At 35.7% G+C, this 22764-nt stretch carries 26 protein-coding genes and 1 riboswitch; of the genes, 21 read left to right on the plus strand and 5 right to left on the minus strand.

Going from position 1 to position 22764, the window contains the following annotated elements; all coding sequences use genetic code 11:
* Nucleotides 1-192 precede the first annotated feature (192 nt).
* Nucleotides 193-384 (minus strand): hypothetical protein, encoded by a 192-nt coding sequence (locus J6D32_RS00475; protein WP_040764146.1) that lies wholly within the window; start codon nt 382-384, stop codon nt 193-195.
* Between the two features lie 21 nt (nt 385-405).
* Nucleotides 406-537 (minus strand): hypothetical protein, encoded by a 132-nt coding sequence (locus tag J6D32_RS00480; protein WP_006785642.1) that lies wholly within the window; start codon nt 535-537, stop codon nt 406-408.
* A gap of 258 nt (nt 538-795) precedes the next feature.
* Here J6D32_RS00480 and J6D32_RS00485 point away from each other — a divergent pair, with 258 nt between their 5' ends.
* The 3 genes from J6D32_RS00485 to J6D32_RS00495 are packed head-to-tail and all read left to right on the plus strand — an operon-like array spanning nt 796 to nt 2612.
* Complete coding sequence (locus tag J6D32_RS00485; protein WP_006785641.1) at nt 796-1563, plus strand: MJ1433 family protein; 768 nt, start codon at nt 796-798, stop codon at nt 1561-1563.
* A complete protein-coding gene (locus J6D32_RS00490; RefSeq protein WP_055164059.1) occupies nt 1563-2432 on the plus strand; it encodes a S66 family peptidase in 870 nt (289 codons plus the stop codon). Before J6D32_RS00485 ends, J6D32_RS00490 begins: the two co-directional genes overlap by 1 nt.
* Nucleotides 2433-2435: 3 nt before the next feature.
* Nucleotides 2436-2612, plus strand: a complete 177-nt coding sequence (locus tag J6D32_RS00495) for a hypothetical protein (protein WP_155061881.1) — start codon at nt 2436-2438, stop codon at nt 2610-2612.
* Nucleotides 2613-2630: 18 nt separating this feature from the next.
* Here the strand turns inward: J6D32_RS00495 and J6D32_RS00500 are convergent, their stop codons facing one another.
* Nucleotides 2631-4163, minus strand: a complete 1533-nt coding sequence (locus J6D32_RS00500) for a leucine-rich repeat domain-containing protein (protein WP_009606644.1) — start codon at nt 4161-4163, stop codon at nt 2631-2633.
* A 432-nt stretch (nt 4164-4595) separates the two neighbouring features.
* Here J6D32_RS00500 and abc-f point away from each other — a divergent pair, with 432 nt between their 5' ends.
* From abc-f to J6D32_RS00530, 6 genes are all read left to right on the plus strand, one after another.
* The gene (gene abc-f, locus J6D32_RS00505) at nt 4596-6158 is read left to right on the plus strand and encodes a ribosomal protection-like ABC-F family protein (RefSeq protein ID WP_287467155.1); all 1563 of its coding nucleotides are present in this window, start codon (nt 4596-4598) and stop codon (nt 6156-6158) included.
* A 153-nt stretch (nt 6159-6311) separates the two neighbouring features.
* The gene (locus tag J6D32_RS00510) at nt 6312-7340 is read left to right on the plus strand and encodes an ROK family protein (RefSeq protein WP_006785707.1); all 1029 of its coding nucleotides are present in this window, start codon (nt 6312-6314) and stop codon (nt 7338-7340) included.
* An 8-nt stretch (nt 7341-7348) separates the two neighbouring features.
* Nucleotides 7349-7951, plus strand: coding sequence for a sugar O-acetyltransferase (locus J6D32_RS00515; protein ID WP_006785708.1), 603 nt, complete (start codon nt 7349-7351; stop codon nt 7949-7951).
* Between the two features lie 13 nt (nt 7952-7964).
* Nucleotides 7965-8771 carry a DUF4037 domain-containing protein gene (locus J6D32_RS00520; protein ID WP_006785709.1) on the plus strand — a complete coding sequence of 269 codons (807 nt, stop codon included), beginning with the start codon at nt 7965-7967 and terminating at the stop codon, nt 8769-8771.
* Nucleotides 8772-8901: 130 nt separating this feature from the next.
* Nucleotides 8902-9912 carry a biotin--[acetyl-CoA-carboxylase] ligase gene (locus tag J6D32_RS00525; protein WP_006785710.1) on the plus strand — a complete coding sequence of 337 codons (1011 nt, stop codon included), beginning with the start codon at nt 8902-8904 and terminating at the stop codon, nt 9910-9912.
* Nucleotides 9913-9965: 53 nt separating this feature from the next.
* Complete coding sequence (locus tag J6D32_RS00530) at nt 9966-10520, plus strand: biotin transporter BioY (protein ID WP_006785711.1); 555 nt, start codon at nt 9966-9968, stop codon at nt 10518-10520.
* A gap of 131 nt (nt 10521-10651) precedes the next feature.
* Here the strand turns inward: J6D32_RS00530 and J6D32_RS00535 are convergent, their stop codons facing one another.
* Entirely contained in the window at nt 10652-11455 is an 804-nt protein-coding gene (locus tag J6D32_RS00535) for a ZIP family metal transporter (protein WP_006785712.1), read from the minus strand.
* Nucleotides 11456-11791: 336 nt separating this feature from the next.
* On the minus strand, nt 11792-12634 hold the full coding sequence (locus tag J6D32_RS00540) for a L,D-transpeptidase family protein (protein ID WP_129821551.1): 843 nt from the start codon (nt 12632-12634) through the stop codon (nt 11792-11794).
* 88 nt (nt 12635-12722) lie between these two features.
* Between J6D32_RS00540 and J6D32_RS00545 the strand changes: the two genes are divergently transcribed.
* The 12 genes from J6D32_RS00545 to J6D32_RS00600 all read left to right on the plus strand — a co-directional run.
* Nucleotides 12723-12986, plus strand: a complete 264-nt coding sequence (locus J6D32_RS00545; RefSeq protein WP_287467157.1) for an NUDIX hydrolase — start codon at nt 12723-12725, stop codon at nt 12984-12986.
* A 240-nt stretch (nt 12987-13226) separates the two neighbouring features.
* On the plus strand, nt 13227-14276 hold the full coding sequence (locus tag J6D32_RS00550; protein WP_229040097.1) for a lysylphosphatidylglycerol synthase transmembrane domain-containing protein: 1050 nt from the start codon (nt 13227-13229) through the stop codon (nt 14274-14276).
* A 233-nt stretch (nt 14277-14509) separates the two neighbouring features.
* Nucleotides 14510-15949 (plus strand): DEAD/DEAH box helicase, encoded by a 1440-nt coding sequence (locus J6D32_RS00555; RefSeq protein WP_006785717.1) that lies wholly within the window; start codon nt 14510-14512, stop codon nt 15947-15949.
* A gap of 397 nt (nt 15950-16346) precedes the next feature.
* Nucleotides 16347-16850, plus strand: a complete 504-nt coding sequence (mobB, locus tag J6D32_RS00560) for a molybdopterin-guanine dinucleotide biosynthesis protein B (RefSeq protein WP_009607694.1) — start codon at nt 16347-16349, stop codon at nt 16848-16850.
* A riboswitch (molybdenum cofactor riboswitch) is annotated at nt 16849-16992 on the plus strand. Its footprint overlaps the gene before it by 2 nt.
* A gap of 86 nt (nt 16993-17078) precedes the next feature.
* Nucleotides 17079-18284, plus strand: a complete 1206-nt coding sequence (locus tag J6D32_RS00565) for a molybdopterin molybdotransferase MoeA (RefSeq protein WP_006785719.1) — start codon at nt 17079-17081, stop codon at nt 18282-18284.
* Nucleotides 18285-18289: 5 nt separating this feature from the next.
* Nucleotides 18290-18874: a molybdenum cofactor guanylyltransferase gene (mobA, locus tag J6D32_RS00570; RefSeq protein ID WP_237701299.1), complete on the plus strand. Its 585-nt coding sequence runs from the start codon at nt 18290-18292 to the stop codon at nt 18872-18874.
* Nucleotides 18875-19366: a MogA/MoaB family molybdenum cofactor biosynthesis protein gene (locus tag J6D32_RS00575; protein ID WP_006785721.1), complete on the plus strand. Its 492-nt coding sequence runs from the start codon at nt 18875-18877 to the stop codon at nt 19364-19366.
* Nucleotides 19351-20115 (plus strand): molybdate ABC transporter substrate-binding protein, encoded by a 765-nt coding sequence (gene modA / locus J6D32_RS00580; RefSeq protein WP_006785722.1) that lies wholly within the window; start codon nt 19351-19353, stop codon nt 20113-20115. Before J6D32_RS00575 ends, modA begins: the two co-directional genes overlap by 16 nt.
* 1 nt (nt 20116) lies before the next feature.
* Nucleotides 20117-20779 (plus strand): molybdate ABC transporter permease subunit, encoded by a 663-nt coding sequence (modB, locus tag J6D32_RS00585; protein ID WP_006785723.1) that lies wholly within the window; start codon nt 20117-20119, stop codon nt 20777-20779.
* A 24-nt stretch (nt 20780-20803) separates the two neighbouring features.
* Nucleotides 20804-21820, plus strand: a complete 1017-nt coding sequence (locus tag J6D32_RS00590) for a molybdopterin-binding protein (protein WP_287467161.1) — start codon at nt 20804-20806, stop codon at nt 21818-21820.
* 19 nt (nt 21821-21839) lie between these two features.
* A complete protein-coding gene (moaC, locus tag J6D32_RS00595) occupies nt 21840-22316 on the plus strand; it encodes a cyclic pyranopterin monophosphate synthase MoaC (protein ID WP_006785725.1) in 477 nt (158 codons plus the stop codon).
* Between the two features lie 101 nt (nt 22317-22417).
* Nucleotides 22418-22764, plus strand: a 347-nt coding sequence (locus tag J6D32_RS00600; protein WP_287467163.1) for a radical SAM protein, incomplete at its 3' end; no start/stop codon positions are given.

Raw genomic sequence — 22764 nt, forward strand, 5'->3', positions numbered from 1 at the left:
TTTCCCGTTTCTAGGATTTAATAAAATCTCATTTTGAGAATTTGGTTCTGTGTAGGTATATCCTATTTTGACAGTATTGGATACGATATCATTTAAGGAAGCGACATGACTGACGTTGACAGCGATTGTTAAAATGAGTTCATTGAGCGGATGAACGGTGGCGATAGCTTTAATGTCATAATAATGATCAAATTAAGCGGTTTCGTAGGAAATCACTGTTTCTTCCGGTGGATAAATATGATTCTCTCGTAGAATAATATGAATGCTTTCCCAGATAGGGGTTAAGTCAGAATCAAATATTTCACGAAAGACGATATCATGTAAATCAGTATCTCCATTATTTAAAGAAAGTATTGAATACTTAATGATTTCATTTGGGGCCACAGAAGCAACACCTTTTATTTTTTAAACAAAAATACTTGGATGATAGGTTGTGAGTTGTGATAAGTTGTTTTCACTGAAATTTGATTTTAAGACTTCCTTTTCAGATGTAAACGAATATTTAATTGTTGCTATATTATTTAAAATTCTCGTCAATAAACACACCTCCATATTCTTTATTAATTGATCAGCTCTATATAGTTTATGTAAAAAAGATAAGGTAATTAGGCAATTAGAAGATTAATGCCATAATAGAATAGAGTAGTAAAAAAAGCAATTAAATAGCTTAAGTTGTCAAAAATGGAAAGGTTGTTTATAATTTATAGGTGAGTAAAGCGTTATTAACGTTACTTCTAAATCTAATCGGTTAAATGAAGACAGGTTAAGACGTTAGTCAGAAAGTATGGTGAACCAATGAAGAAACAAACAAAAGAAATGATTTGGATTGGAGTCGGATTGATTCTTCTCTCATTATTTTTACACTTTTTACATGTCGTCATATTTAAAGATTTGCATCACACGTTAATCTTTTTATTTGCTGATATTGCTTTTATTCCAATGGAAGTGTTCTTTACAACCCTCGTGATTGAACGATTACTTGAAAAACGTGAGAGTCATCATGTTAAAGAGAAATTAAATATGTTGGTTGGCGTTTTCTATGCCGAAATCGGGACACAGCTTTTATCTTATTTTGTAGAGCAAGATGATAACGTCTATGTTTGTAAAAAATTACGTGTTCAAGATCCTTCCGTTTGGGATGAAAATTACTTTAAACGATTACAAGAATTAAACTCGACTTATCACTATGAAGTTTCTCTTGATAAAGTGGATTTAAAGCAGTTACATGATATTTTACATGAAGGGAAAAATCTATTGATCACGCTGGTCACAAATGAAAGTTTGCATGATCATGAAACATTTACTGAAATGTTAATGTTAATCTTACACTTAAAAGAAGAACTAGATATGCGAGATTATGAGTCATTAACAGAAACGGAAAAACTCCATCTGACACATGATATGGAAGCTTTATATCGTTACTTAACTTATGAATGGTGTCATTATTTAAATTACCTCAGCAAAAATTATCCCGGATTATTTAGTACAGCGATTATGTTGAGTCCGTTTAATAAAAAACATCAACGTCAGGCTCTAGAAGATCATAAAGGGGGAGCATGCTAATGGCTCTTCTTCATAAAAAGGACAGTGTTGGACTCATTGCTTTATCTAATGGTCCTGCTCTAATGATGAAAGACACGTTTGAACAATTAGAGCAGGTATTAAAGGAAATGGGACTTAATGTTATTTGGGCACCTAAATTGTACCGCCAAGAGAGTGTCTTTCAGGCATCTGATTCAGAAAAAGCAGAGATGTTAATGGATTTTTACCGAAATGATGAGCTTGTAGCTATTTTTGATGTCTCAGGTGGAGATTTAGCAAATGGCGTTTTATCTTATTTAGATTATGACCTCATGAAACGTTATCCAAAACCATTTTTCGGGTATAGTGATTTGTCGGTGGTTGTAAATGGATTATATACGAAAACCCACCATAAGACGTATTTATATCAAATTCGTAACTTAGTAAGTGAGGATGCCTCAAAGCAGCAACAGTGGTTTAAAGAAACGCTATTTCACCAAAAAGATACCTTGTTTCAGTTCGATGTTGAATGGATTCAAGGAGAAACGTTGGAAGGAGAGCTTATCGGTGGAAATATTCGTTGCTTTTTAAAGTTAGCGGGTACTCCTTATTTACCAAGTTTCGAGAAAAAAATTTTATTGCTAGAAAGTTATAGTGGTGATGTGGCAAAAATGGCGACGTATTTAAATCAGTATAAGCAGATGGGGGTATTTGAGCAGATTAATGGACTGATTTTGGGAAGTTTTACGGAGATGGAACAAAAGCAATATGAACCAGATATCGTATCTCTTGTTAAAAGCATTGTTAATTTACCACAGCTACCAATCGTTAAAACATCTCAAATTGGACACGGACCTGATTCGAAGTGTGCGATCATTGGCGAAAGATTAATGATGAAGAAAGAAGGATAAAACATGAAAGAAAAGCAACAGGTAAATTGTGCAACGTGTGAGCACAATGTCTTTAATGTGTGCATGAGTTATCACGGGTATTATTTTCATGGTGAAGCCATCGGGGATGAAGAAGTCGAATGTGAGGATTGGGTACTAAATCCTTATTCTTATCCGACACAATTAAAGTTAAAAAAATAAAACTCGCATTTGCGAGTTTTATTTTTTTCGTCGTTTTAAACAAATCCCCGTTCCAATACTTAAGGCTCCTAGAGGGAGGAGAATACTTGAAAGTCCAGTTTCAGGAGCGATGCGAGGTCCCACTTGAACTGTAACGGTTTTAGACGTTGTCGAACCGTAAGAATCTGTGACTTCAAAGGTTAAGCGATACATTCCAATTTGAGTTAAATCAATGGTATTTTCTTTTAATTGAATCCATTCAGTAATATCACCATCTTCTTCATCGTAGGCCGTTACGTAATCCATTGGATCAAATAGTTGGTTGAGCTCAAGTTGTAGTGGATCATCGATGATTAAAATTGGAGCAGCGTTTCCGTTGAATTGAAGTGGAATCATCACTTGACCACTAAATAGGGTTGAAGCTGCACCAAGGCTGACTGCCTGTTCAAAAGTGAAAGATTCATACTGAGCTTGCCAAACATTAAGCCAGTTAATTGTATGTTCTGTTTCTTCATAGTACCCGTTATTTGAAATGGTTACCGGCGTGATGAAAGCAGAATCTAAATCATGAATTGGATTAAGTAAATGTGCATTTTCACCAGAAAAGACATTTAATCCACTTAAAGTAATACGTTGTTGCATTAAGTTAAGTTCTGTTAATTTTGTTAGCGTCATGAGGGGGCTAATATCTTGAATGCTATTATTTGATAGACCTAATTTTGTTAAGTTAATAAGTGAAGAAAGCGCCGATAAATCATTAATTTGATTGTAATCAAGATAAAGAACACTTAATCGAGTGAGAGAGGCTAAGGCATTTATAATTTTAATTTGATTGTAGGATAAGTCAAGAGCATTTAAATTGATTAAGGTCGCAAGGGCAGAGATATCTTCGATTTGGTTACGATCAAGTGTTAGGGTTATGAGGTTTGTTAAGTTGCTTAAGCCAGAAATATTATAAATTTGGTTATGATCAAGTGTTAATTCAGTTAAATTGCTTAAGGTGTTTAAACTAGAAATGTCAACAATCTCGTTGTCAGCTAAATGAAGCATCTGTAAGTGAACAAGTTGATGTAAAGGACTGACGTTACGAATAGTGTTATGAGATAAGTGCAGTTCTTGTAACTTATTTAAAGAAGCAAGAGGGGATAAATCTTGAATTTGATTGTTTTCAAGATAAAGGTTTGTCAGTTTTGACAAAGAAGCAAGAGGAGAAAGATCTTGTATATCGTTATAAGATAAATCTAGACCCACTAGATTTACACATTCTTCTAAACCAGTAATGTTTGTGATTCCTTTATGGTCTAAATAAAGAATGCCGGTGAAACTTCTTAGTTGACCTTTTGTAATGTCAGCACCTGATGATTGTCCAAGCTCTGCGTTAATCGCAGCTTTTAAGGCGGGATCAGGGATGTTGACAATTTCATTACGATCAACAGATGTATCCTCAATTCTTGGGTATTGTTTAGGAGAGTAATCGGCTTCATCTGTATGAGCTAAAACTGAGGGAGCCGATATAGCTAAAAGACAACAAAAACAAAGGGTAAATAGACTTGAGTATTTAAAATTAACCATAATAATTCCCATCCTTTATTCAAAATATCTATGTTATTACGTTTTGCAAAGAACGGTGATTTATTCGAGATTTTAAAAGAAAGTGTCGAAAAAAATCTGAGTCATTCAGTTGAAAAGAATTGACTAAAAAATAATTGTTAGCATATACTGTTATTAATAATCGAACAATGAGGTGAAAACATGAATACAGTTCTTAACTAATTGAAAAATCGCAAAAGCATAATCGGTTTGTTCGTGAGAATGCCTCACATTTTTTGTTATGCGTTGCGACATTAGTTAAGAAATGAATGGACACACCTTAAGGTCAGAAAACTTTTTCGTTGTCGATGAATCATTTCATCGATTTTTTTTATTGTTTTTGAAAAGAGCTTAACTAATGGTTAGCAACTCAATGATGGAAACCGATTTCAAAATCATAATCGGGGTGATAAAATGTCAAAGATACGTATTTTGAATGGTTCGTTTCATTATCCTAATACGAATCAGTTAGTATTTGAAGGATTAAATTTAGATATTGAGGCCACATGGAAAAGTGGAATCGTTGCTAGAAATGGAATGCGCAAAACGACATTGTTAAAATTGATTCATGGAGATTTGAAGTTAACAACAGGAGACTGCCAAAAAGAAATTGAAACAGCCTTTTTTCCGATTACGTTTAAGCATTCTGATGGGGTTGTCCTTGAATTAATGAAAAAAGAAATTGGCCCTTATGTCGAATGTGAACAAGTCATGGCCGCTTTTTTACAAGGGGAGGCATCTGAAGAAGATTATTACGAGGCGCTTAACACCTACTTAGAATATGATGGGTATGAGATTGAAAGTAAAATAAAAAAAGAAATTCATCGTTTAAATCTTTCAGATGATATCTTATCAAGAGAATATGAGACGCTAAGTGGTGGAGAGCAAACGAAAATTCAAATGGTTATTTTATTTTTAAGGCCGCAGACTTTCGTGTTGCTAGATGAGCCAACGAATCACTTAGATAAAGAAGGGATTGAGCAACTGTCCAATTATCTAAAATGTAAATCGGGATTTTTATTGGTTTCTCATCATCGTCATTTTTTAGATGCGTGTGTGGATCATATTATTGCTTTACAGGGCCATTCTGTCGTGGTTCAACAAGGAAATTACAGTTCATATGAATATGATTACGAGTTGAAGAGGGAGTTTGAGTTAAAGCAACGAGACAAAATTGAAAAAGATATTCGCCGTCTAGAGGAAGTCGCCAGAGATCGACGTAATTGGTCAAATGCGCGTGAGAAAGAAAAAATTGGAGCCGGTGATAAGGGATTCGTCAGTCATCGAGCAGCTAAAATGATGAAGCGTGCATTACATGTGGAAAGACGTATCGATCAACAATTACAGGAGAAAAAGGAACTCATCAAACACAAAGAACATATTCCGTATTTAAAAATTACTCAACATCAGCAAGTATCCGTACTTTACCAAGTGTCACATTTAAATGTTTCATATGGGGATAAGATGATTTTACGAGATATAAGCTTTACGCTTGAAGCAGGAGAACGCCTGGTTATTGAAGGCCCTAATGGAAGTGGGAAAACGACATTAATTAAGAGTTTATTAGAACAAATTCCATACGACGGGATGATTAAACGTGATAATCGAGTAAAGGTGGCTTATGTGTCTCAATTTCCGAAGTATCAGTCTGGATTTTTGCGTGATATTTTGCAAATTGAACAACTTGAAGAAGCACGATTTAGAAGTATTTTAGGAGCACTTAGTTGTCATCGTGACATTTTTTTGCGTGATTTATCAAGCTTTAGCTTAGGAGAATTAAAAAAGGTTGAGATGGCTAGAAGTCTTTATAATCCGAGTCAGGTTCTTATTTGGGACGAACCGCTGAATGGACTTGATATATTAAGCCGAAAAGCGATTGAAGAGGCGATTTTACAATCTGAACCAACCATGATTTTTATTGAACATGATGAAACATTTATCGAAAAAATCGCCACCAAACGCTTAGTACTTTCCTAAAAAAGTCATCCAGGGACACTGGATGACTTTTTTTGGGGTTCCGGTTACCTATTTGCAATCAAAAGAAAATTATGATACTTTTTAAAGGTATTTTAATAAGTTTTTTTATAGACTTTATAAAATAGTTTTATAAAGTGAAAGGAAGGAACTTTCTTGAATCAAGTCAATACAACGATGACAGTGAAACGAATCAATACAGAGCTTGTAAGAGCAACGCTTAAAAGACTGAAATCGGCGACAAAACCTGAAGTTGCTAAAGCAACGGGGCTTAGTGTTATGACCTGTGGAACCATTTTAAATGAGTTACTTGCAACGGGTGAAGTGTTAGAGCAACAAGTGGATCCTTCGAGTGGAGGACGTCCAGCTATTCGTTATGAGTATCAGGCCAATTATGCTCAAATCGTCTGTTTATATGCGAGAACGGAAGGGAATGAGCATTTTATCAGTTATCAAGTTTGTAATTTATTAGGTGAGTGTTTAGAAGAAAACACGATTTATTATGACGAGATTACGTATGACGTATATGAACAACAATTAGAGCGCCTAAAAGATGTTTATCCAGCGATTAAAGTAGCAGGAATTGGGGTCCAGGGTGTCGTGCATGAAGGGGTGATTGGCGTTTGTGATATCAAGAGGCTTGAAAAGGTGGACATTGTTTCGAAGTTAGAAGACAAATTAAAGATTGACATTGTCGCTCAAAATGATATGAATTTAATCACGTATGGTTACTATCAAAAACAAGAGGATGAATCCCCCAAAAACATAGCCTATGTTTATTTTCCTGATGGTAACTACATGGGAGCCGGTCTGATTGTGAATGGACAAGTGGTGAAAGGTGAAACTAACTTTTCAGGAGAGTTATCGTTCTTACCGTTGGGGATCCTAAGAAGTGAACAACTAGAGCAGTTCAAACAACCAGACACCATGGTTAAATTAGCCGCGAAAAGTATCGCGTCACTTATTGCGATTATTAATCCAGCAGTAATCGTTTTAGCAGGACGCTGTGTAAAAGAAGAAGATTTAAAACGGATTGAATCAGAGGTTAAGACAATGATTCCAGGTGTTCATATGCCAACACTTAAGTATCGTCATGATATTCATGCCGATTATATGAATGGATTAAAAACGTTGACGCTAGAACAACTATCGTACCCATTTAAATTTGAGAAGAAGACATTTTAGGAGGAAAAATGATGACTGAAAAAGAAAGAATGTTAAGTGGAAAACCTTATTTAGCGTTTGAAGACACGTTACTCGAAGAACGCCAACGCGCGAAAGGACTTGTTTATGAAATTAATACGTTGCATCCGTTTAAACTCGATGAACGACGTACGCTGTTAAAAGAATTGCTCGGAAAGACAGGTGAAAATTTCTTTGTTGAGCCACCATTTCGTTGTGATTATGGTTATAACATTGAAATTGGAGAAAATTTTTACTCAAACTATAACTGTACGATACTAGATTGTGCCAAAGTGACAATAGGAAATAACGTATTATTTGCACCTAATGTGAGTTTATTTACAGCTGGACATCCGATCGATGCGACATTGCGTGCACAGGAGTATGAATATGCGTTTCCCATTACGATTGGAAATGATGTATGGATTGGAGGAAATACGGTCATTAACCCAGGAGTGACGATTGGAAGCAACGTGGTTATCGGATCAGGATCAGTCATCACGAAAGATATTCCATCCAATTGTATTGCTGCTGGAAATCCATGCCGTGTGATTCGTGACATAACAGAGGAGGATAAGCAATATTATTATAAGAAACTAAAATTTGATCGCTAGGAGGAGAAAGATAATGGAGGGGATTATCAAGCAATTGATTGAGGAATATCGTAAACTTGAAGAAGTTGAGGCCATTACGATTGCAGGTTCACGTGCCGCTAATCGATCAGATGAGCAGTCTGATATCGATATCGATTTGTTTATTACTGCACCCATTTCAGTTGAAAAACGCCGAAACATTGCAACGAAGTTTTCATCTAACATGGAAATTGATAATCGATTTTTCGGAACGGGGGACGAGTTCTTTTTGAAGGATTATCCTATTGAAATCGATGTTTGTTTATTTGATTGGCAAGATATCGTGTCAGGATTAAAACGCGTCATGGAAGATTATCAGGCAAGTACCGGTTATACGACCTGTTTTGTTCATAACGTGGTAAATGCCCAGATTGTCTTTGATCGTCATGGGGAGTTTTCTAAAACACAAGAAAAATATAAAACATCCTATCCTAAAACCTTAAAACAAAATATCATTAGGATGAATTATCCGATTTTAAGACAGTGTTTTTCCTCATATGAGGCGCAAATTAAAAAGGCCATAACGCGAGGGGATTTAAATAGTGTTAATCATCGAGTCACTGCTTTTTTAGCGAGCTATTATGATATTTTATTTGCAGTGAATGAGATGTTTCATCCGGGGGAGAAACGATTACTTCATATTTTAATGCACCAGTGTGATAAATGTCCGGAGCATTTACAACAAAACGTCGAAGCGTTAATACAATCAGTCGGAGTGGATTCAAATAGTGTCTTAGCGTGTTTAACGTCATTAGTTGATGAACTTGATGTATTATTAAAACAAGAGAACTTACTTGATTAAACAAGAGAGTTACTCTTGTTTTTTTATTTCATGTTAACTTTGAATTTCAAAATAGTTGACGTAATAATAGAGATATGCTAAACTCTTTTTAATTCAAACTGTTTGAAATTCAAAACAAAGGAGAAAAAAGATGATTTTAAAGGAAGAGTTGTTAAGTATACTGGAGCAAAATCGTCATCAAGTTATGTCGGGGCAACTCTTAGCTAATCAATTAAATGTCAGTCGCACAGCAATTTGGAAATGCATCACGGCATTAAAAGAGGATGGCTATGAGATTAATACGATTCAAAATAAAGGGTATCAACTTCATAAATCTTGTGATGTACTATCCGTTGCCGGTATTAAAAGTCATTTAAAGTCATGCTACCAATCTAACGATATATTCTTACACCAAATCATTCCGTCAACGAATGAAGAAGCGAAACGATTGCTCACACTGGGAGTTAAGCATCAGACGGTGGTCTTAGCTGAGGGGCAAAGTGCAGGAAAAGGTCGCTTTGGTCGTGCTTTTTATTCACCAGCGCGAAGTGGAATTTACATGACGCTCATTTTACATCCTAATTTACAGCTTAAAAGTTCAGTCTTGCTCAGCACAGCCGTATCAGTTGCGATTTGTCGGGCGATTGAAGTGGTTTGTGGGATACAAACACAGATTAAATGGGTAAATGATATTTATTTGAATGAAAAGAAAGTAGGAGGAATTTTAACGGAGGCAGTCACCGATTTTGAAAGTGGAAGGGTTGAAAGTGTCATGATTGGCATTGGATTAAATGTCTCGACCGACATCTTTCCAAAAGAACTAGAAGAGATTGCAACATCGATTAAGCCTAAATTGGGAACGCGCAATCAATTGGTGGCTGAAATTTTAAATCAAGTATTTAAGATTTGTGAAAATTTAGAGTCAGCTAACTTTTTAGAAGAATATAAGGAAAGATCCACCGTTTTAGGAGAAGACATTTACTTTATCCAAAATGGAGTTAAACAAGTTGGGAAAGCGATTGAAATAGACCATGAAGGAGCCTTAATGGTGAAATTGCCTGACTCAACTATCATTCGACTGAATTCTGGGGAAATCACCATTCGTAAGAGTGGAATCGGAATTGAATCTTTTGAAAAGGTAGGAATTCAAATCGACTCATGAGACTTTTTAGAATTAAAAATTAAAGGATTAATCCAAAAAGAAGGAGCTTAAAAATGAAAACACACGATTTAACTAAAATGGCCATTTGTATCACCTTATTATGTATTTCATCTTATGTCTCATTTCCATTACCATTGTCGCCTGTTATGATTACAACACAGACGATTATCATTAATTTAATTGCGCTAATTTTAACGCCAAAGCAAGCCTTTGTCACTGTGTCGTTATATATCATAATGGGGTTGATTGGCTTGCCTGTTTTTTCAGGAGGAGCTTCAGGTCTTGCTAAAATTTTAAGTCCAACGGGAGGCTTTATTATGGGATTTTTAATCGCAGCTCCACTCATGAGTTATGTAAAAGGAGAATGCGTCCATTTAAAATCAGCGTTATGCATTACAATCTTAATTGGAATGCCGATTATTTATTTATTTGGAACGTATTGGATGAGTTTAAATCAAGGAATCGGTATTTATGATGCGTTTAAAGTGTCTGTTATCCCGTTTGTTTTAGGTGATGTAGTCAAATGTGTGATTGCCTCTTTAGTAGCGGTTAGACTCACTAAAAGGGTTAATCAATCCGTTTTTAGAGGGCAGCTTGTGAATGAATAATGTGGTGGATTTAGAATCTTTATTTGGATTTAAACTTGATTTGATAGAAGAGGAAGAATGTCACTTTATGACCTGAAAATTAAAAAGTGAAGTCACGAATTTCGAGACTTCACTTTTTATGATGAAGTTGTTTATCCTAAGGCAACATCCATGACCATCATCACCATAAATCCTAAGATGACACCGATAGCGGCTAAGTTTTTATTGTCTCTTGCACTTTCTGGAATCAATTCAGAAGACACGACTGAAATCATAGCACCAGCTGCGAAAGCTAATAAAAAAGGAAGTAAGCTACGAACACTAATAGCTGCCAAGGCTCCAATCACACCTGCCACAGGTTCAACTAATCCAGAAGCTTGTCCAGAAAGGAATGATTTCCATCGACTATACCCTTCTCGACGTAAAGGTAGTGAAACGGCAGCCCCTTCAGGAAAGTTTTGAAGTCCGATTCCAATAGCGAGTAAAATAGCAGAAATTAAAGTGGCTCCTTCAATTCCCGCGACAACACCACCAAATGCAACCCCGACAGCTAATCCTTCGGGAATATTATGTATCGTAACTGCTGACACGAGCAGTAAACTGCGTTTTAAAGAATTTTTACCTTCGGCATCTCTCCACTGATTAAAGTAGAAGTGATCCATTAGTTTTTCAGATAAGACAACAAATAAACCGCCAGCTAAAAATCCAAGTGCTGGAGTAAACCAGACGAAATGTGAACCTAAATCTTCCGCTAACTCGAGTGCTGGATTTAATAATGACCAGAAACTGGCGGCAATCATAACGCCTGCTCCAAATCCGAGCATCCCATCAAGTAATCTTTTATTAATGTTCTTAAAGAAAAGAACGACGGCAGCTCCTAGAGCAGTTACTCCCCAAGTAAAAATTGTCGCAAGTAATGCTTGAATTACTGGAGAGAGGCTAGCAAACCATTCCATTTTAAAAATCCTCTCCTTTTTGTCTGTTTATACATTGTCAGTATATTCTAACCTTAGAAATGTGTGCCTGCCTAAAGATGAAGATAAGGAGCTCATTCTCAAATTTGGAAAATATTTAAGCTAGATAACAGTGAATTTTTTTTATATAATAGGATTGTTAGAAATGGAATGTCAAATCAGACAAGTGCTGATTGGCAGACCATTTTAATGATCTCATGTTGGCGCATGAGATTTTTTTATGGGGTTTAATGAACTTTGTTTTTCGCATGAAGAAATCATTGGAGTGCAATTGAAATTCGAAACAATCTAAAATGGAGCGCTGAGGGCGTTCCTTTTTTAATGGATAATTACTGTTGTGCCATCGGGAATCGTCTCATAAATCCATTTTGCATTCGATGGATTTAAACGGATACAACCATGACTTAAAGCTTGTCCGAGTCTTCCATCAATGATATAGCTGCCTGTTGGATCGTATAAAACGGAATGATAGTAATAACCTTCGGCAAAACGTGTGGCATCTTTAACCGTATAACGGTTTGTTCCAAAAGAGGGTTTTCGTCCAATGATTGAAAACGTTCCGCTAATCGTAGGTGTACGAGGAGCGCCAATCGTTGATTTCCATTTGAAAAGTTGGGTCCAAATGTCGTTTTCTTTTTTAAACACATACGTCTCGCGATGCTTCAAATCAGTCGTTAACAAATAATCAGTGGGGCTTTGAATATCATTATCATTCACAAATTTTAACATATCAGTTGAAAACTCAGCTTGTTTCGTTAAATCAGGTTTTTGACCATCATCAGATAGATAAGTATTAAACACATAACCAAATTCATCGTTGTAAACGACATAACTCCAGTTTCCCTCTGTTGCTAAAACTTCAATACGTGATTGTTTGGGAATAAGGGTTAGTACATTAGAAGTGGTTGATGGCGCTTCTCGTAAATTTAAGTTGCTATAAGGGGACATTGTTTTTGACACATAATCACGACTGACATACCCTCTCGTCCCTTGATAATTCACTTCTAACCATTCATCATCCGTATCCGTCACTTCGATTTTTGAATACTTCGGAATCATCAAAAGGATTGGGGCTGAGGTTGATTTACCCCTTCGAAGATTTAAGTTACTGGTTGTATATTTGATTTGAATCGCACGCACTTGGAAATTGATAATTTGCAATTGTATCCATCCTTTCAAAGTTAGTCTACTCATAGCCTATGTGAAGATTAAATAATCAGTTCATGATATAATGTGAAAAAATGGAGGGATGGATTTGCAAACAGAAGGAGTATTTACAATCGTAGTAAACAAGAAGCAGGAGGTATTATTAGTCAAACGAAAAGATTTACCGATTTGGGATTTACCAGGAGGTAGAGTGGATGAAAGGGAATTATTAGAAGAGGCGGCCAAACGTGAGGTGCGTGAAGAAACTGGATACGAGGTGGAGATTGTTGACAAAGTGGGTGTTTATGATCGATCATCATTTCATGATGTGCAACATATCTACACAGGCATTGTAACGGGAGGCTGAGGAATTGAAAACGGTCCTGAAACGGCTAAACTCAAATTTTTTAATCCCAAATGTCTGCCGCTTTTGATGGTGCCACACCGTAAAAAACAAATTAGAGATTATCAAAAAAATAAACGTCACCTTAAAGAAATATTAGAAGATTCTTGGTTATTTTTGAAGTTGTTTCACTAACAGTTAGTATAAGTTTGAGAGGGATGAAACAAGATAAGAAGAGTAATTTCATGAAAGTGAATGAAGAGAATGGAACAAAAAAAATTTAAAAAATTAATCTTAAGTGGCGTCTTATTTGTTGGACTGATTGCGATTACGTTTTACCTTTTATTTCGTAAGCAAAATCTAGGTGACTTATTTCAAACACTCAAACTTGTCAATTTGATGTGGGTGTTCATTGGGGTAGGATGTATGTTTATATATATGTGTCTAGATGCGTTAAATATCAAGCGAATCTTACATATTCTACATCAAGATATTTCCTATTTTAATTGCTTAAGGTATACTTTTTCAGGCTTTTTCTTTAGCTCAGTAACCCCTTCAGCATCTGGTGGTCAGCCGATGCAAATTTATTATATGTTTAAAGATCACATTGAAATCTCGCATTCTTCTTTAGCTTTATTGCTTAACTTTGCGAGCTTTCAACTCGTGACGATTACGGTGGCGATTATCTCCTTTTTAAGTGAGTATCGATTTTTAGGGGATATTGGAAGAACCCTAAAAATTTTATTAATGATTGGCGTTGGCGTAAATTCTTTTTTATTGGTTATCGTATTGATGGGGATTTTTTCAAAAACATGGTCTCTTAAAATCGTTGATTTTGTTTTAAGTCTTTTACAAAAGCTAAAGGTTAAACAAATTGAGTATTTGAGACAATTAGCATATGATCAAATTAAAAAGTATCAAGAAGGAGCTGTCTACATAAAGACACATCAAACACGCATGGGATCAGTTTTATTAACCACCTTTTTTCAAGTCATGGCCATGCATTCTGTGACGTATTGTGTGTATCGAGCGTTTGGCTTATCAGATTTTTCTTATCTCAAAGTGCTATCCCTTCAAGCCATTTTATATATAGCTGTGTCAGCCATTCCATTACCAGGTGCAGTTGGAGTGAGTGAAGGTGGGTTTGTCATGTTATTTGCGACCCTATTTCCGAAAATGTTAATTGATTCAGCCATGCTTTTAAGCCGAGGCATCAGTTTTTATTTATTTGTGGCGATTAGTGGATTAGTGGTGCTATTGGGTCACCTTCTAATAGCCAAACAGAATAAGAAAAAAGAAGGTTTAACTAGTTAACCTTTTTTTCTTTTATGAACGAGAAGAGGATAAATGGGGATAAAAGAAACTAGGTCTTTTCGTGAAGTAGTGTTACAATAGAGAAGTCTCATTGATTTTCGATAAGAAGAAATCGTTATCAGGAACTCATTCATTTCGCTTAAGGGACCGAAATAACCAAGTTTGAATCGTTATAGTTCGGTTATGAATTGTTTGGGTTATAGAACAGATTAAGAAAGTATAGAGGGATTTAAATGACAGCATTTAATGAGTTACAACTGAGTGAATCGATTTTGAAATCATTAACAGGACTTGGATATGAGCACGCGACAGAGGTACAGGCAAGTGTCATTCCAACTGTTTTAAATAAACAAGATTTGATTGTGCAATCTAAAACCGGAAGCGGGAAAACAGCAGCGTTTGGGATTCCGATATGTGAAATGTTAGATTGGGATGAGAATAAGCCTCAGGCGCTTATTTTAACGCCAACACGAGAATTAGCACTACAAATTAAAGAAGAGATTTCAAATATTGGCCGTTTCAAGCGAATCAAGGTAACGGCGGTTTATGGGAAGTCTCCATTTAAAGAGCAGGCTCGTGAATTAAAGCAAAAAACTCATATCGTCGTGGGAACACCAGGTCGTGTTCAAGACCATTTAGAACGTGGGACGTTGTCTCTTGATAAATTATCTTTATTCGTATTAGATGAAGCTGATGAAATGTTAAAGATGGGGTTCATTGAGGTCGTTGAAAATATTATGAATGAAGCACCTAGAAAACGTCAAACGATGTTATTTTCAGCCACAATGCCAGATCGCATTAAAAAATTAAGCCAGCATTATTTAACTCATCCACAAGAAATAAAGATTGAATCACCGACTTTAACAACAGATCTTGTTGAACATGCACTATATGAAGTTCGTGAACAAGAGAAGGTAAAATTATTACAAGATTTATTAATGGTTGAAAATCCAGAGCGTTGTATGATTTTCTGTTCAACGAAAGAAGCGGTTGATGCCCTGTATCGTAATTTATCTCAAAAAGGCTATCCAATTGAACGTTTGCACGGAGGACTGGATCAGAAAGAACGTTTTGAAACGATGAAAAACTTCAAAATTGGTCGTTTTGCCTACTTAGTCTCAACCGATGTCGCAGCTCGTGGGATTGATGTATCAGGGGTTAGTCATGTGATTAACTATGATCTCCCACCGGAAAAAGATTCATTTGTTCACCGTATTGGTCGTGCCGGTCGTGCCGGTCAAAAAGGTAAGGCAATCACATTTGCGACTCGATTTGACCAAAGATGGTTAGAAGAGATTCAAGCTTATATTGGGTTTGAGTTACCGATTTGTGAACGTCCAAGTGAGGATGTGACGCAACAAGCGAAAGATGGGTTTATGAAAAAATTAAATTCACGTCCGACCTTACGTCATGAAAAAACGGCAGATGTAAACCGTGAAATTATGAAGTTATATATCAATGGTGGTAAGAAAAAGAAATTACGTGCGATTGATTTTGTGGGCGCAATTACGTCAGTTGATGGAGTAAGTGGCGAGGATATTGGAATTATTGATATTCAGGATAATGTCACGTATGTTGATATTTTAAATGGCAAAGGATGGACTGTTATTCGCGGTCTAAAAGATAAAACCATTAAAGGGAAAAAATTACGCGTTCAAAAAGCATATGAATAATGAAAAGGAGTTTGTTCTTTAGGGAACAAGCTCTTTTTTTGAAAGTAAATTCAGAAAAAAAAGTAATATTTTTATTATGAAAAGGCATTGTTTTCAACAAACAAAATGAATGGTAAAAATAAAGCGCAAAAACCGTTGCAACAAAAGATTTGGAAAAAAACTTGAGCTTAGAATCAAAAGGTAATTGAAATTTATGAGTGTATCAATTAATAAATTAAAAATATCACAAAAAAAAGAAGAATGTGATAAAAATCACAGTTTTTTTAAAAACTTGATGGTAGAATGAAAAAAGTAATGAGCTAAAAGCTAGATAGCTCTCATCAAAATTAGTCATATAAATGGTTGTAAATGGTTAAACTGTTAAAGAAGGATAATTTAAAACCTAAAGGAGATGTCGATGACAAAAGTAATTAATGTGATGGGTCAAGGTTCGAATGTTGGAAAAACAGACTTGATGGAAGGACTCATTCAAGAGCTTAAAACGCGAGGATTAAGTGTGGCAACCGTGAAACACGATGTACATGGTTTTGATATCGATCATAAAGGTAAAGATACTTACCGTCATCGTGAAGCGGGCGCAGAAACGGTTATTATCTCTTCAAAAAAGAGATTTGCAATGATTAAAGAAGTAGAAGAAGAAATAAAGTTAAACGATATTTTGAAGTTATTAAAAGATAAAGATATTATTTTGGTTGAAGGCTATAAAAAAAGTCCTTTAAGAAAAATTGAAGTCTATCGTGAAGGATTTAGTGAAGGGATTCTAACACCGGAACATTTATTGATTGCGATTGCTTCTAAAACAGAGGTTTTAAGTGAATCTCATTTAGTGATTGATAAAGAAGATTATAAGTCGTTAGCAGATTTAATACTGCAAGAAAAAGAATTTGAATTTGAAGAATAATTGAATAATTTTCTTGAGTATAAAAGGTCCTAAGGAAGTAAAATCTAAGGCATTTATACCTGAATCTAACAAAAGATTCACAGGGTGATACTTGAAAAAGTATGATCTCCACGTTTTGGGAAGGAAAATCAGTAGAGTTTATATAGATTTATATAAGCTTATTGCTCATGCCCAAAAATGGGTGGATGTAATAAGCTTTTTTTGTTGTCAAAAGTAGAGGTGATGGAGATGAAATCATTTATAAGTTTAGAAGAGGCCTTAACCATTATGGATCAAAATATTCTGTCACTTCAAAGTGAAACTGTGGAGTTGCTTGAGAGTGTCGGTAGGATTTGTAGTCAATCGATTTTCTCAGGTATTAATAATCCACCGTTTGATAAGTCGGCCATGGATGGTTATGCAGTTCGAGTTGAAGACTTAAATGAAGTTCCTAAAAAACTAGACATTATAACGACCGTCTTTGCAGGGACAAATAGTGAAGAAGAAGTTCGACCAGGGACCGCCATCAAAATCATGACGGGTGCAAAGATTCCTAAAGGTGCAAATGCCGTGGTGAAAGTTGAAGAGACAACGTGCGAGTCAAATCAGGTCACGATTTTGAAAAAAGCCACTCCTCAGCAATTTATCTGCCCAATAGGAGAAGATATTGAAATTGGGACGTTATTAGTCGAAGCAAAAAAAACATTAAATTATGCGGATATTGGGATTTTAGCGAGTGCAGGTATTCATGAGGTTCAAGTGTATAAAAAACCACGAGTGGCCTTTATTAGTACCGGAGATGAAGTCATGGATGTCAATCAACCGTTAAAAGAAGCTAAAATTTATAATAGTAATAAGTATGCACTCATCGCAAGATTAAAAGAAATGGGATATGACATCACCTATATCGACCATGAATTTGATTCAGAGATTGAAATTGCAAAGAAGTTAAAGCAAGCTGCAGAAGTTTCAGATTTAGTGATCACAACAGGTGGAGCGTCTGTTGGTGAGAAAGATTTAATTAAAGAAGCGATTGAGGCGCTAGGTGGAGAGAAGTTATTTTGGAAAATTCTCATTAAACCTGGATCGGCCATGCTAGCGAGTCTTTATGAAGGAAAACCAATCATTAGTTTATCAGGAAATCCAACAGCAGCGCTCACGACTTTTGAATTAATGGTCAAACCGACGCTTGAAAAATTGAGTGGACAGGTCAAAATAGAATTAAAAAGAGAACAAGCTATTTTACAATCTGATTTTACGAAGTCTTCACCACAAAGACGTTTCGTTCGAGGATTTTTTGAAGCGACACAAGAAGGACAACGTGTGTTTGTGACACAAGTGAAAAGTGGGAATAGCATTCTAAGTTCTGCCCTTCATTCTAATTGTTTAATAGAATTTGAAGCTAATCAAGAACCATTAAAAGCAGGATCGATTGTGACAATCATTAAATTATAAAAGAGGTGGCAGCATTGATTTCAAAAACACTAGCTATTTTAGCAGGTGGAAAAAGTAGCCGTATGAATTATCAGAATAAAGCGTTCATTGCATATAAAGAAAAGCAGTTTATCGAGCATATCATCGAGGCAGGGCGTGATTTTGAAGAGATGATCATTGTGACAAATCAACCAGAAGATTATCAAAAATATAACCTTAAGACAATTTCCGACATTTTCCCGGGAAATGGTCCATTATCCGGCATTCATGTTGCCTTAAAGGCAGCAAAAAATGAAGAAGTGCTATGTATCGCATGTGATATGCCCCTGACAAGTCGAGAGGTGCTTTATTACTTAGGAGAATATGTAACGGATGCTGATGTTTTAGTACCGTTATGTGACGATAGACTTCAACCACTATGCGCCGTTTATCATAAGCGACTTCTTCCTAAGATGGAAAAATGTTTAAAGAATCAGGATTTTAAATTACAAAAATTTATTTTAAGTGCGAATTATGAAGTGCTTAAAGGATTAGAGAATCGTCAATTTGTCGGAAAAGATTTTTTTAATGTTAATACGCCAACGGATTTGTTAGAATTGGAGGAAATATAAATGTATACGGTTGGAATTATCACAAGTAGTGACAAAGGATATGCCGGAGAGCGTGAAGATAAAAGTGGAGCCGTCGTGAAAGAAATCGTTGAGGCAAATGGATTTGAAGTGGTGAAATATATTGTTTTACCAGATGATCAACAAATGCTAGAAGATGAATTTAAAAAGATGTGTGATGAATTAAAAGTTAACTTAGTGTTGAGTACAGGTGGGACAGGATTTTCAAAGCGTGATATTACGCCAGAAGCAACGAAAGCAATCATTGAACGCGAGGCACCAGGAATTTGTGAAGCGATTCGTTACTTTAGCTTACAAATTACTAAACGAGCGATGTTATCACGCGCTGTATCAGGAATTCGTAAGGATACATTAATTGTGAATCTACCAGGAAGTCCAAAAGCTTGTACGGAGGCGTTGGATTTTGTATTAGACGATATAAAGCATGGAATTGATATTTTACTTGGGGAGGCCAAAGAATGCGCAAGAAAATAATCTTATTAACCGTCTTATGTATGGGAATGATTTTATCAGCGTGTGGGACGCAAAAAGAGGAAGTGACTGAACTTAATATCAGTGTAGCAGCGAGTTTAGTCAATCCGATTGATGAGATGATTGAACTTTATACTAAAGATCACCCTGTTAAAATTAATGTAAATTCAGGGGGATCAGGAACACTTAAGAAACAAATTTCAGAAGGTGCAGATATCGGTTTATTCTTCTCAGCGAATGAAAAATATGTGGTTGAGTTAATAGATGAAGGATTAGTAAAGCCTTCTAATAAATCAAACTTAATTTATAACACATTAGTCGTGATTAAGAATAAAGAGGCACAGACACTTAATTCCTTATTAGACATTAAAGAAAATGGATCAATGCTAGCCATTGGTGAAGTAAGTACAGTTCCAGCAGGTGAATACGCTAAAGAATCATTAACTAATCTTGGATTATGGGATGAGTTAGAATCTTCTTTAATTTATGGAAAAGATGTTACCGCTGTTAAAACCTATGTTGAACGTGGAGAAGTTGATTATGGTATTGTTTATAAAACAGATGCAATGAATCTTGAAAATGGTGAAGTGATGATGACGCTGCCAACGGATTCTTATCAAGAAATTGTCTATTCATTAGCATCGATTGAAGGTTATTCAAACGAAGCTGAATGTTTGAAGTTTATGGATTTTATTAAATCAGACACGGGAAAATCAATTTTGAAAAATTATGGTTTTGAAGTAAGTGAGTAAAATGATGGTTGTAGATGCTACCCTCATTTCAATAAAAGTTGTCTTAATTGCGGTTATCACCACGTTCATTCTTACCTTAATCGCGGTATGGGGAATTGGACTTAACAAACATAAGTCGATTCGTTCTCTTGATTTTATCTTTTTATTACCGCTATTTATTCCACCTTCGGCGATTGGCTATTTAATTTTAATCATCCTCGGTAAGAATGGGTGGATTGGAAGGTTTTTAAATCAAAATTTCAATCTATCCATTATCTTTACACTCAGCGCTGCAGTGATTGCAGGAATAATGGTGTCGATTCCGATTATGTATCAGAGTATTAAATCGGCTATTACCTCAGTAGATGAAGATATTATCAATGCGGCAAGAGTTTTTGGGGCCAGTGAGTGGGTGATCTGGTTAAAAATTATTTTACCGCTTTCCATTAATGGGATTTTAAATGGTATTTTACTTTCCTTTGCGAGAGCTTTCGGTGAGTTTGGAGCCACCATTTTAGTGGCGGGGAATATTCCAGGAAAAACACAAACGTTACCGATGGCGATGTATTATGCCATTGAAAATAACAATACTGAAATGGCGACGCAAATATTATTGATTATTTTGATTGTTGCTATTTTCTTAATGAGTTTATATAAAACATTAATGATGCGTTTATCACATTAAACATCATAATAAGGAGAATATCGTATGAAAATGATTAAAGTTGAAGATGCGATTGGATCAATTCTAACACATGACGTCACACAAATCATCCCAGGTCAATTTAAAGGCCGTTTATTTAAAAAAGGGCATTTGATTCAAGAAGAGGATATTGAAAAATTACGTGCTATTGGGAAAGAACATATTTATGTTTGGGAAGTGAAAGAGGGCCAACTACATGAAAATGACGCGGCGATTCGGCTTTCTAATTTAGCTAAAGGCGATGGCATTAGGGCATCGGATGAAATCAAAGAAGGGAAAATCGACTTCTTTGCGGACTGCGACGGTGTTTTGAAAATTGATAAAGAAAAGTTAATGACCCTAAATTCCATTGGTGAAATGATGATGGCGACGATTCATACGAATACTCCATTAAAAAAAGGAGAGAAGATTGGTGGAACACGTGTCATTCCATTGGTCATCGATGAAGAAAAAATTAAAGAAGCAGAAACCTTAATTACAGATAAGATTATGTGGATGGAACCGTTTAAAGCAAAAAAATGTTTGTTGATTACAACAGGAAATGAAGTTTATAAAGGAACGATTAAAGATGCGTTTTTACCAGTTATCAAAAAGAAACTTGAATACTATGGAAGTACAGTGAGTCGTCAGGTCATTTTGCCCGATCAAAAAGAGTTAATTATTGAAGCCATCAAACAAGGACTTCAAGAGAACGTTGATTTAATTATTTGTACGGGGGGGATGTCAGTCGATCCTGATGATGTGACGCCGTCTGCTATTAAAGAAAGTGGAGGTCGACTTGTGACTTATGGATCACCTGTTTTACCAGGGGCGATGTTCTTACTCGCTTATCATGGAAAAACACCGGTACTTGGGGTGCCAAGTTGTGCGATGTATTCTAAGCGTACGGTTCTTGATTTGGTTTTACCTCGTATTTTAATTGATGAAGAATTAACAGCTGAGGATATTGCAGCCTATGGACATGGTGGATTATGTTTAGATTGTGGTGTTTGTACGTTCCCGCATTGTTCATTTGGAAAATAATAAATTAGGAGACATTAACATGGAAAATAAATTAACGCATTTTGATCAAAATGGACGAGCTCAGATGGTGGATGTTTCAAATAAAGTTGAAACGGCACGTGTAGCCATTGCGGTTTCAAGTATTCGCATGAGTGAAGAAACGCTTCATTTAATTGAAGCAGGGAAAATCGGAAAAGGTGATGTATTAGGTGTGGCACGTATTGCTGGAATCATGGCATGTAAGCAAACGTCTAACTTAATTCCCATGTGTCATCCGTTGATGATTTCAAGCTGTAATGTTGATTTTGAAGTCGATCGTGAAAACAGTAAGATTCATATAAAAGCAACGGTTAAAATCGTGGATAAAACAGGAGTTGAAATGGAAGCTTTAACCGCTGCTATGACTGCTGCTTTAACGATTTATGATATGTGTAAAGCCGTTGATAAACGAATGGTGATTGAAGAAACGCATTTGTTAAAGAAAACAGGAGGAAAAAGTGGCGAATTTAATTTTTAAATACCACTTTAGCAGACGACATGAAAGATAGATTTAACAGAGAAATAGATTATTTAAGGCTATCCGTTACCGACCAATGTAATTTACGATGTGTTTATTGCATGGAAGATACCACTCAAGAATTTTTACCGAAATGTAGTAAGTTAAGCGATGATGAAATGATTCGCATTGTGACTGCCTGTGCCCGTCTTGGCATAAAAAAAGTTCGATTAACAGGTGGAGAACCTCTAGTCCGTCCTGGCATTGTTGAATTAATAAAGCGAATTCACGATATCGATGGGATTGAAGAAATTTATCTCACAACGAATGGAACCGTATTATCTGATCAAGTGAAGACATTAGCTCATCACGGTCTTAAAGGGGTAAACATTAGTTTAGATTCATTAAAAGCTGATCGATTTCACCAAATCACACGTCGTGGGATTTTAGCCAATGTTTTAAAGTTTAT

This window comes from Turicibacter sp. (assembly GCF_017941855.1).
Classification (GTDB): Bacteria; Bacillota_I; Bacilli_A; order MOL361; family Turicibacteraceae; genus Turicibacter; species Turicibacter sanguinis.

Bases quoted from the DNA above. Each gene is read 5' to 3' on its own strand.
- J6D32_RS00485 (WP_006785641.1), top strand. From the start codon at position 796: ATGAAGAAACAAACAAAAGAAATGATTTGGATTGGAGTCGGATTGATT.
- J6D32_RS00490 (WP_055164059.1), top strand. From the start codon at position 1,563: ATGGCTCTTCTTCATAAAAAGGACAGTGTTGGACTCATTGCTTTATCT.
- J6D32_RS00495 (WP_155061881.1), top strand. From the start codon at position 2,436: ATGAAAGAAAAGCAACAGGTAAATTGTGCAACGTGTGAGCACAATGTC.
- J6D32_RS00500 (WP_009606644.1), bottom strand. From the start codon at position 4,163: ATGGTTAATTTTAAATACTCAAGTCTATTTACCCTTTGTTTTTGTTGT.
- abc-f (WP_287467155.1), top strand. From the start codon at position 4,596: ATGTCAAAGATACGTATTTTGAATGGTTCGTTTCATTATCCTAATACG.
- J6D32_RS00515 (WP_006785708.1), top strand. From the start codon at position 7,349: ATGATGACTGAAAAAGAAAGAATGTTAAGTGGAAAACCTTATTTAGCG.
- J6D32_RS00520 (WP_006785709.1), top strand. From the start codon at position 7,965: ATGGAGGGGATTATCAAGCAATTGATTGAGGAATATCGTAAACTTGAA.
- J6D32_RS00525 (WP_006785710.1), top strand. From the start codon at position 8,902: ATGATTTTAAAGGAAGAGTTGTTAAGTATACTGGAGCAAAATCGTCAT.
- J6D32_RS00530 (WP_006785711.1), top strand. From the start codon at position 9,966: ATGAAAACACACGATTTAACTAAAATGGCCATTTGTATCACCTTATTA.
- J6D32_RS00535 (WP_006785712.1), bottom strand. From the start codon at position 11,455: ATGGAATGGTTTGCTAGCCTCTCTCCAGTAATTCAAGCATTACTTGCG.
- J6D32_RS00545 (WP_287467157.1), top strand. From the start codon at position 12,723: ATGGATTTGCAAACAGAAGGAGTATTTACAATCGTAGTAAACAAGAAG.
- J6D32_RS00550 (WP_229040097.1), top strand. From the start codon at position 13,227: ATGGAACAAAAAAAATTTAAAAAATTAATCTTAAGTGGCGTCTTATTT.
- J6D32_RS00555 (WP_006785717.1), top strand. From the start codon at position 14,510: ATGACAGCATTTAATGAGTTACAACTGAGTGAATCGATTTTGAAATCA.
- mobB (WP_009607694.1), top strand. From the start codon at position 16,347: ATGACAAAAGTAATTAATGTGATGGGTCAAGGTTCGAATGTTGGAAAA.
- J6D32_RS00565 (WP_006785719.1), top strand. From the start codon at position 17,079: ATGAAATCATTTATAAGTTTAGAAGAGGCCTTAACCATTATGGATCAA.
- J6D32_RS00575 (WP_006785721.1), top strand. From the start codon at position 18,875: ATGTATACGGTTGGAATTATCACAAGTAGTGACAAAGGATATGCCGGA.
- modA (WP_006785722.1), top strand. From the start codon at position 19,351: ATGCGCAAGAAAATAATCTTATTAACCGTCTTATGTATGGGAATGATT.
- modB (WP_006785723.1), top strand. From the start codon at position 20,117: ATGATGGTTGTAGATGCTACCCTCATTTCAATAAAAGTTGTCTTAATT.
- J6D32_RS00590 (WP_287467161.1), top strand. From the start codon at position 20,804: ATGAAAATGATTAAAGTTGAAGATGCGATTGGATCAATTCTAACACAT.
- moaC (WP_006785725.1), top strand. From the start codon at position 21,840: ATGGAAAATAAATTAACGCATTTTGATCAAAATGGACGAGCTCAGATG.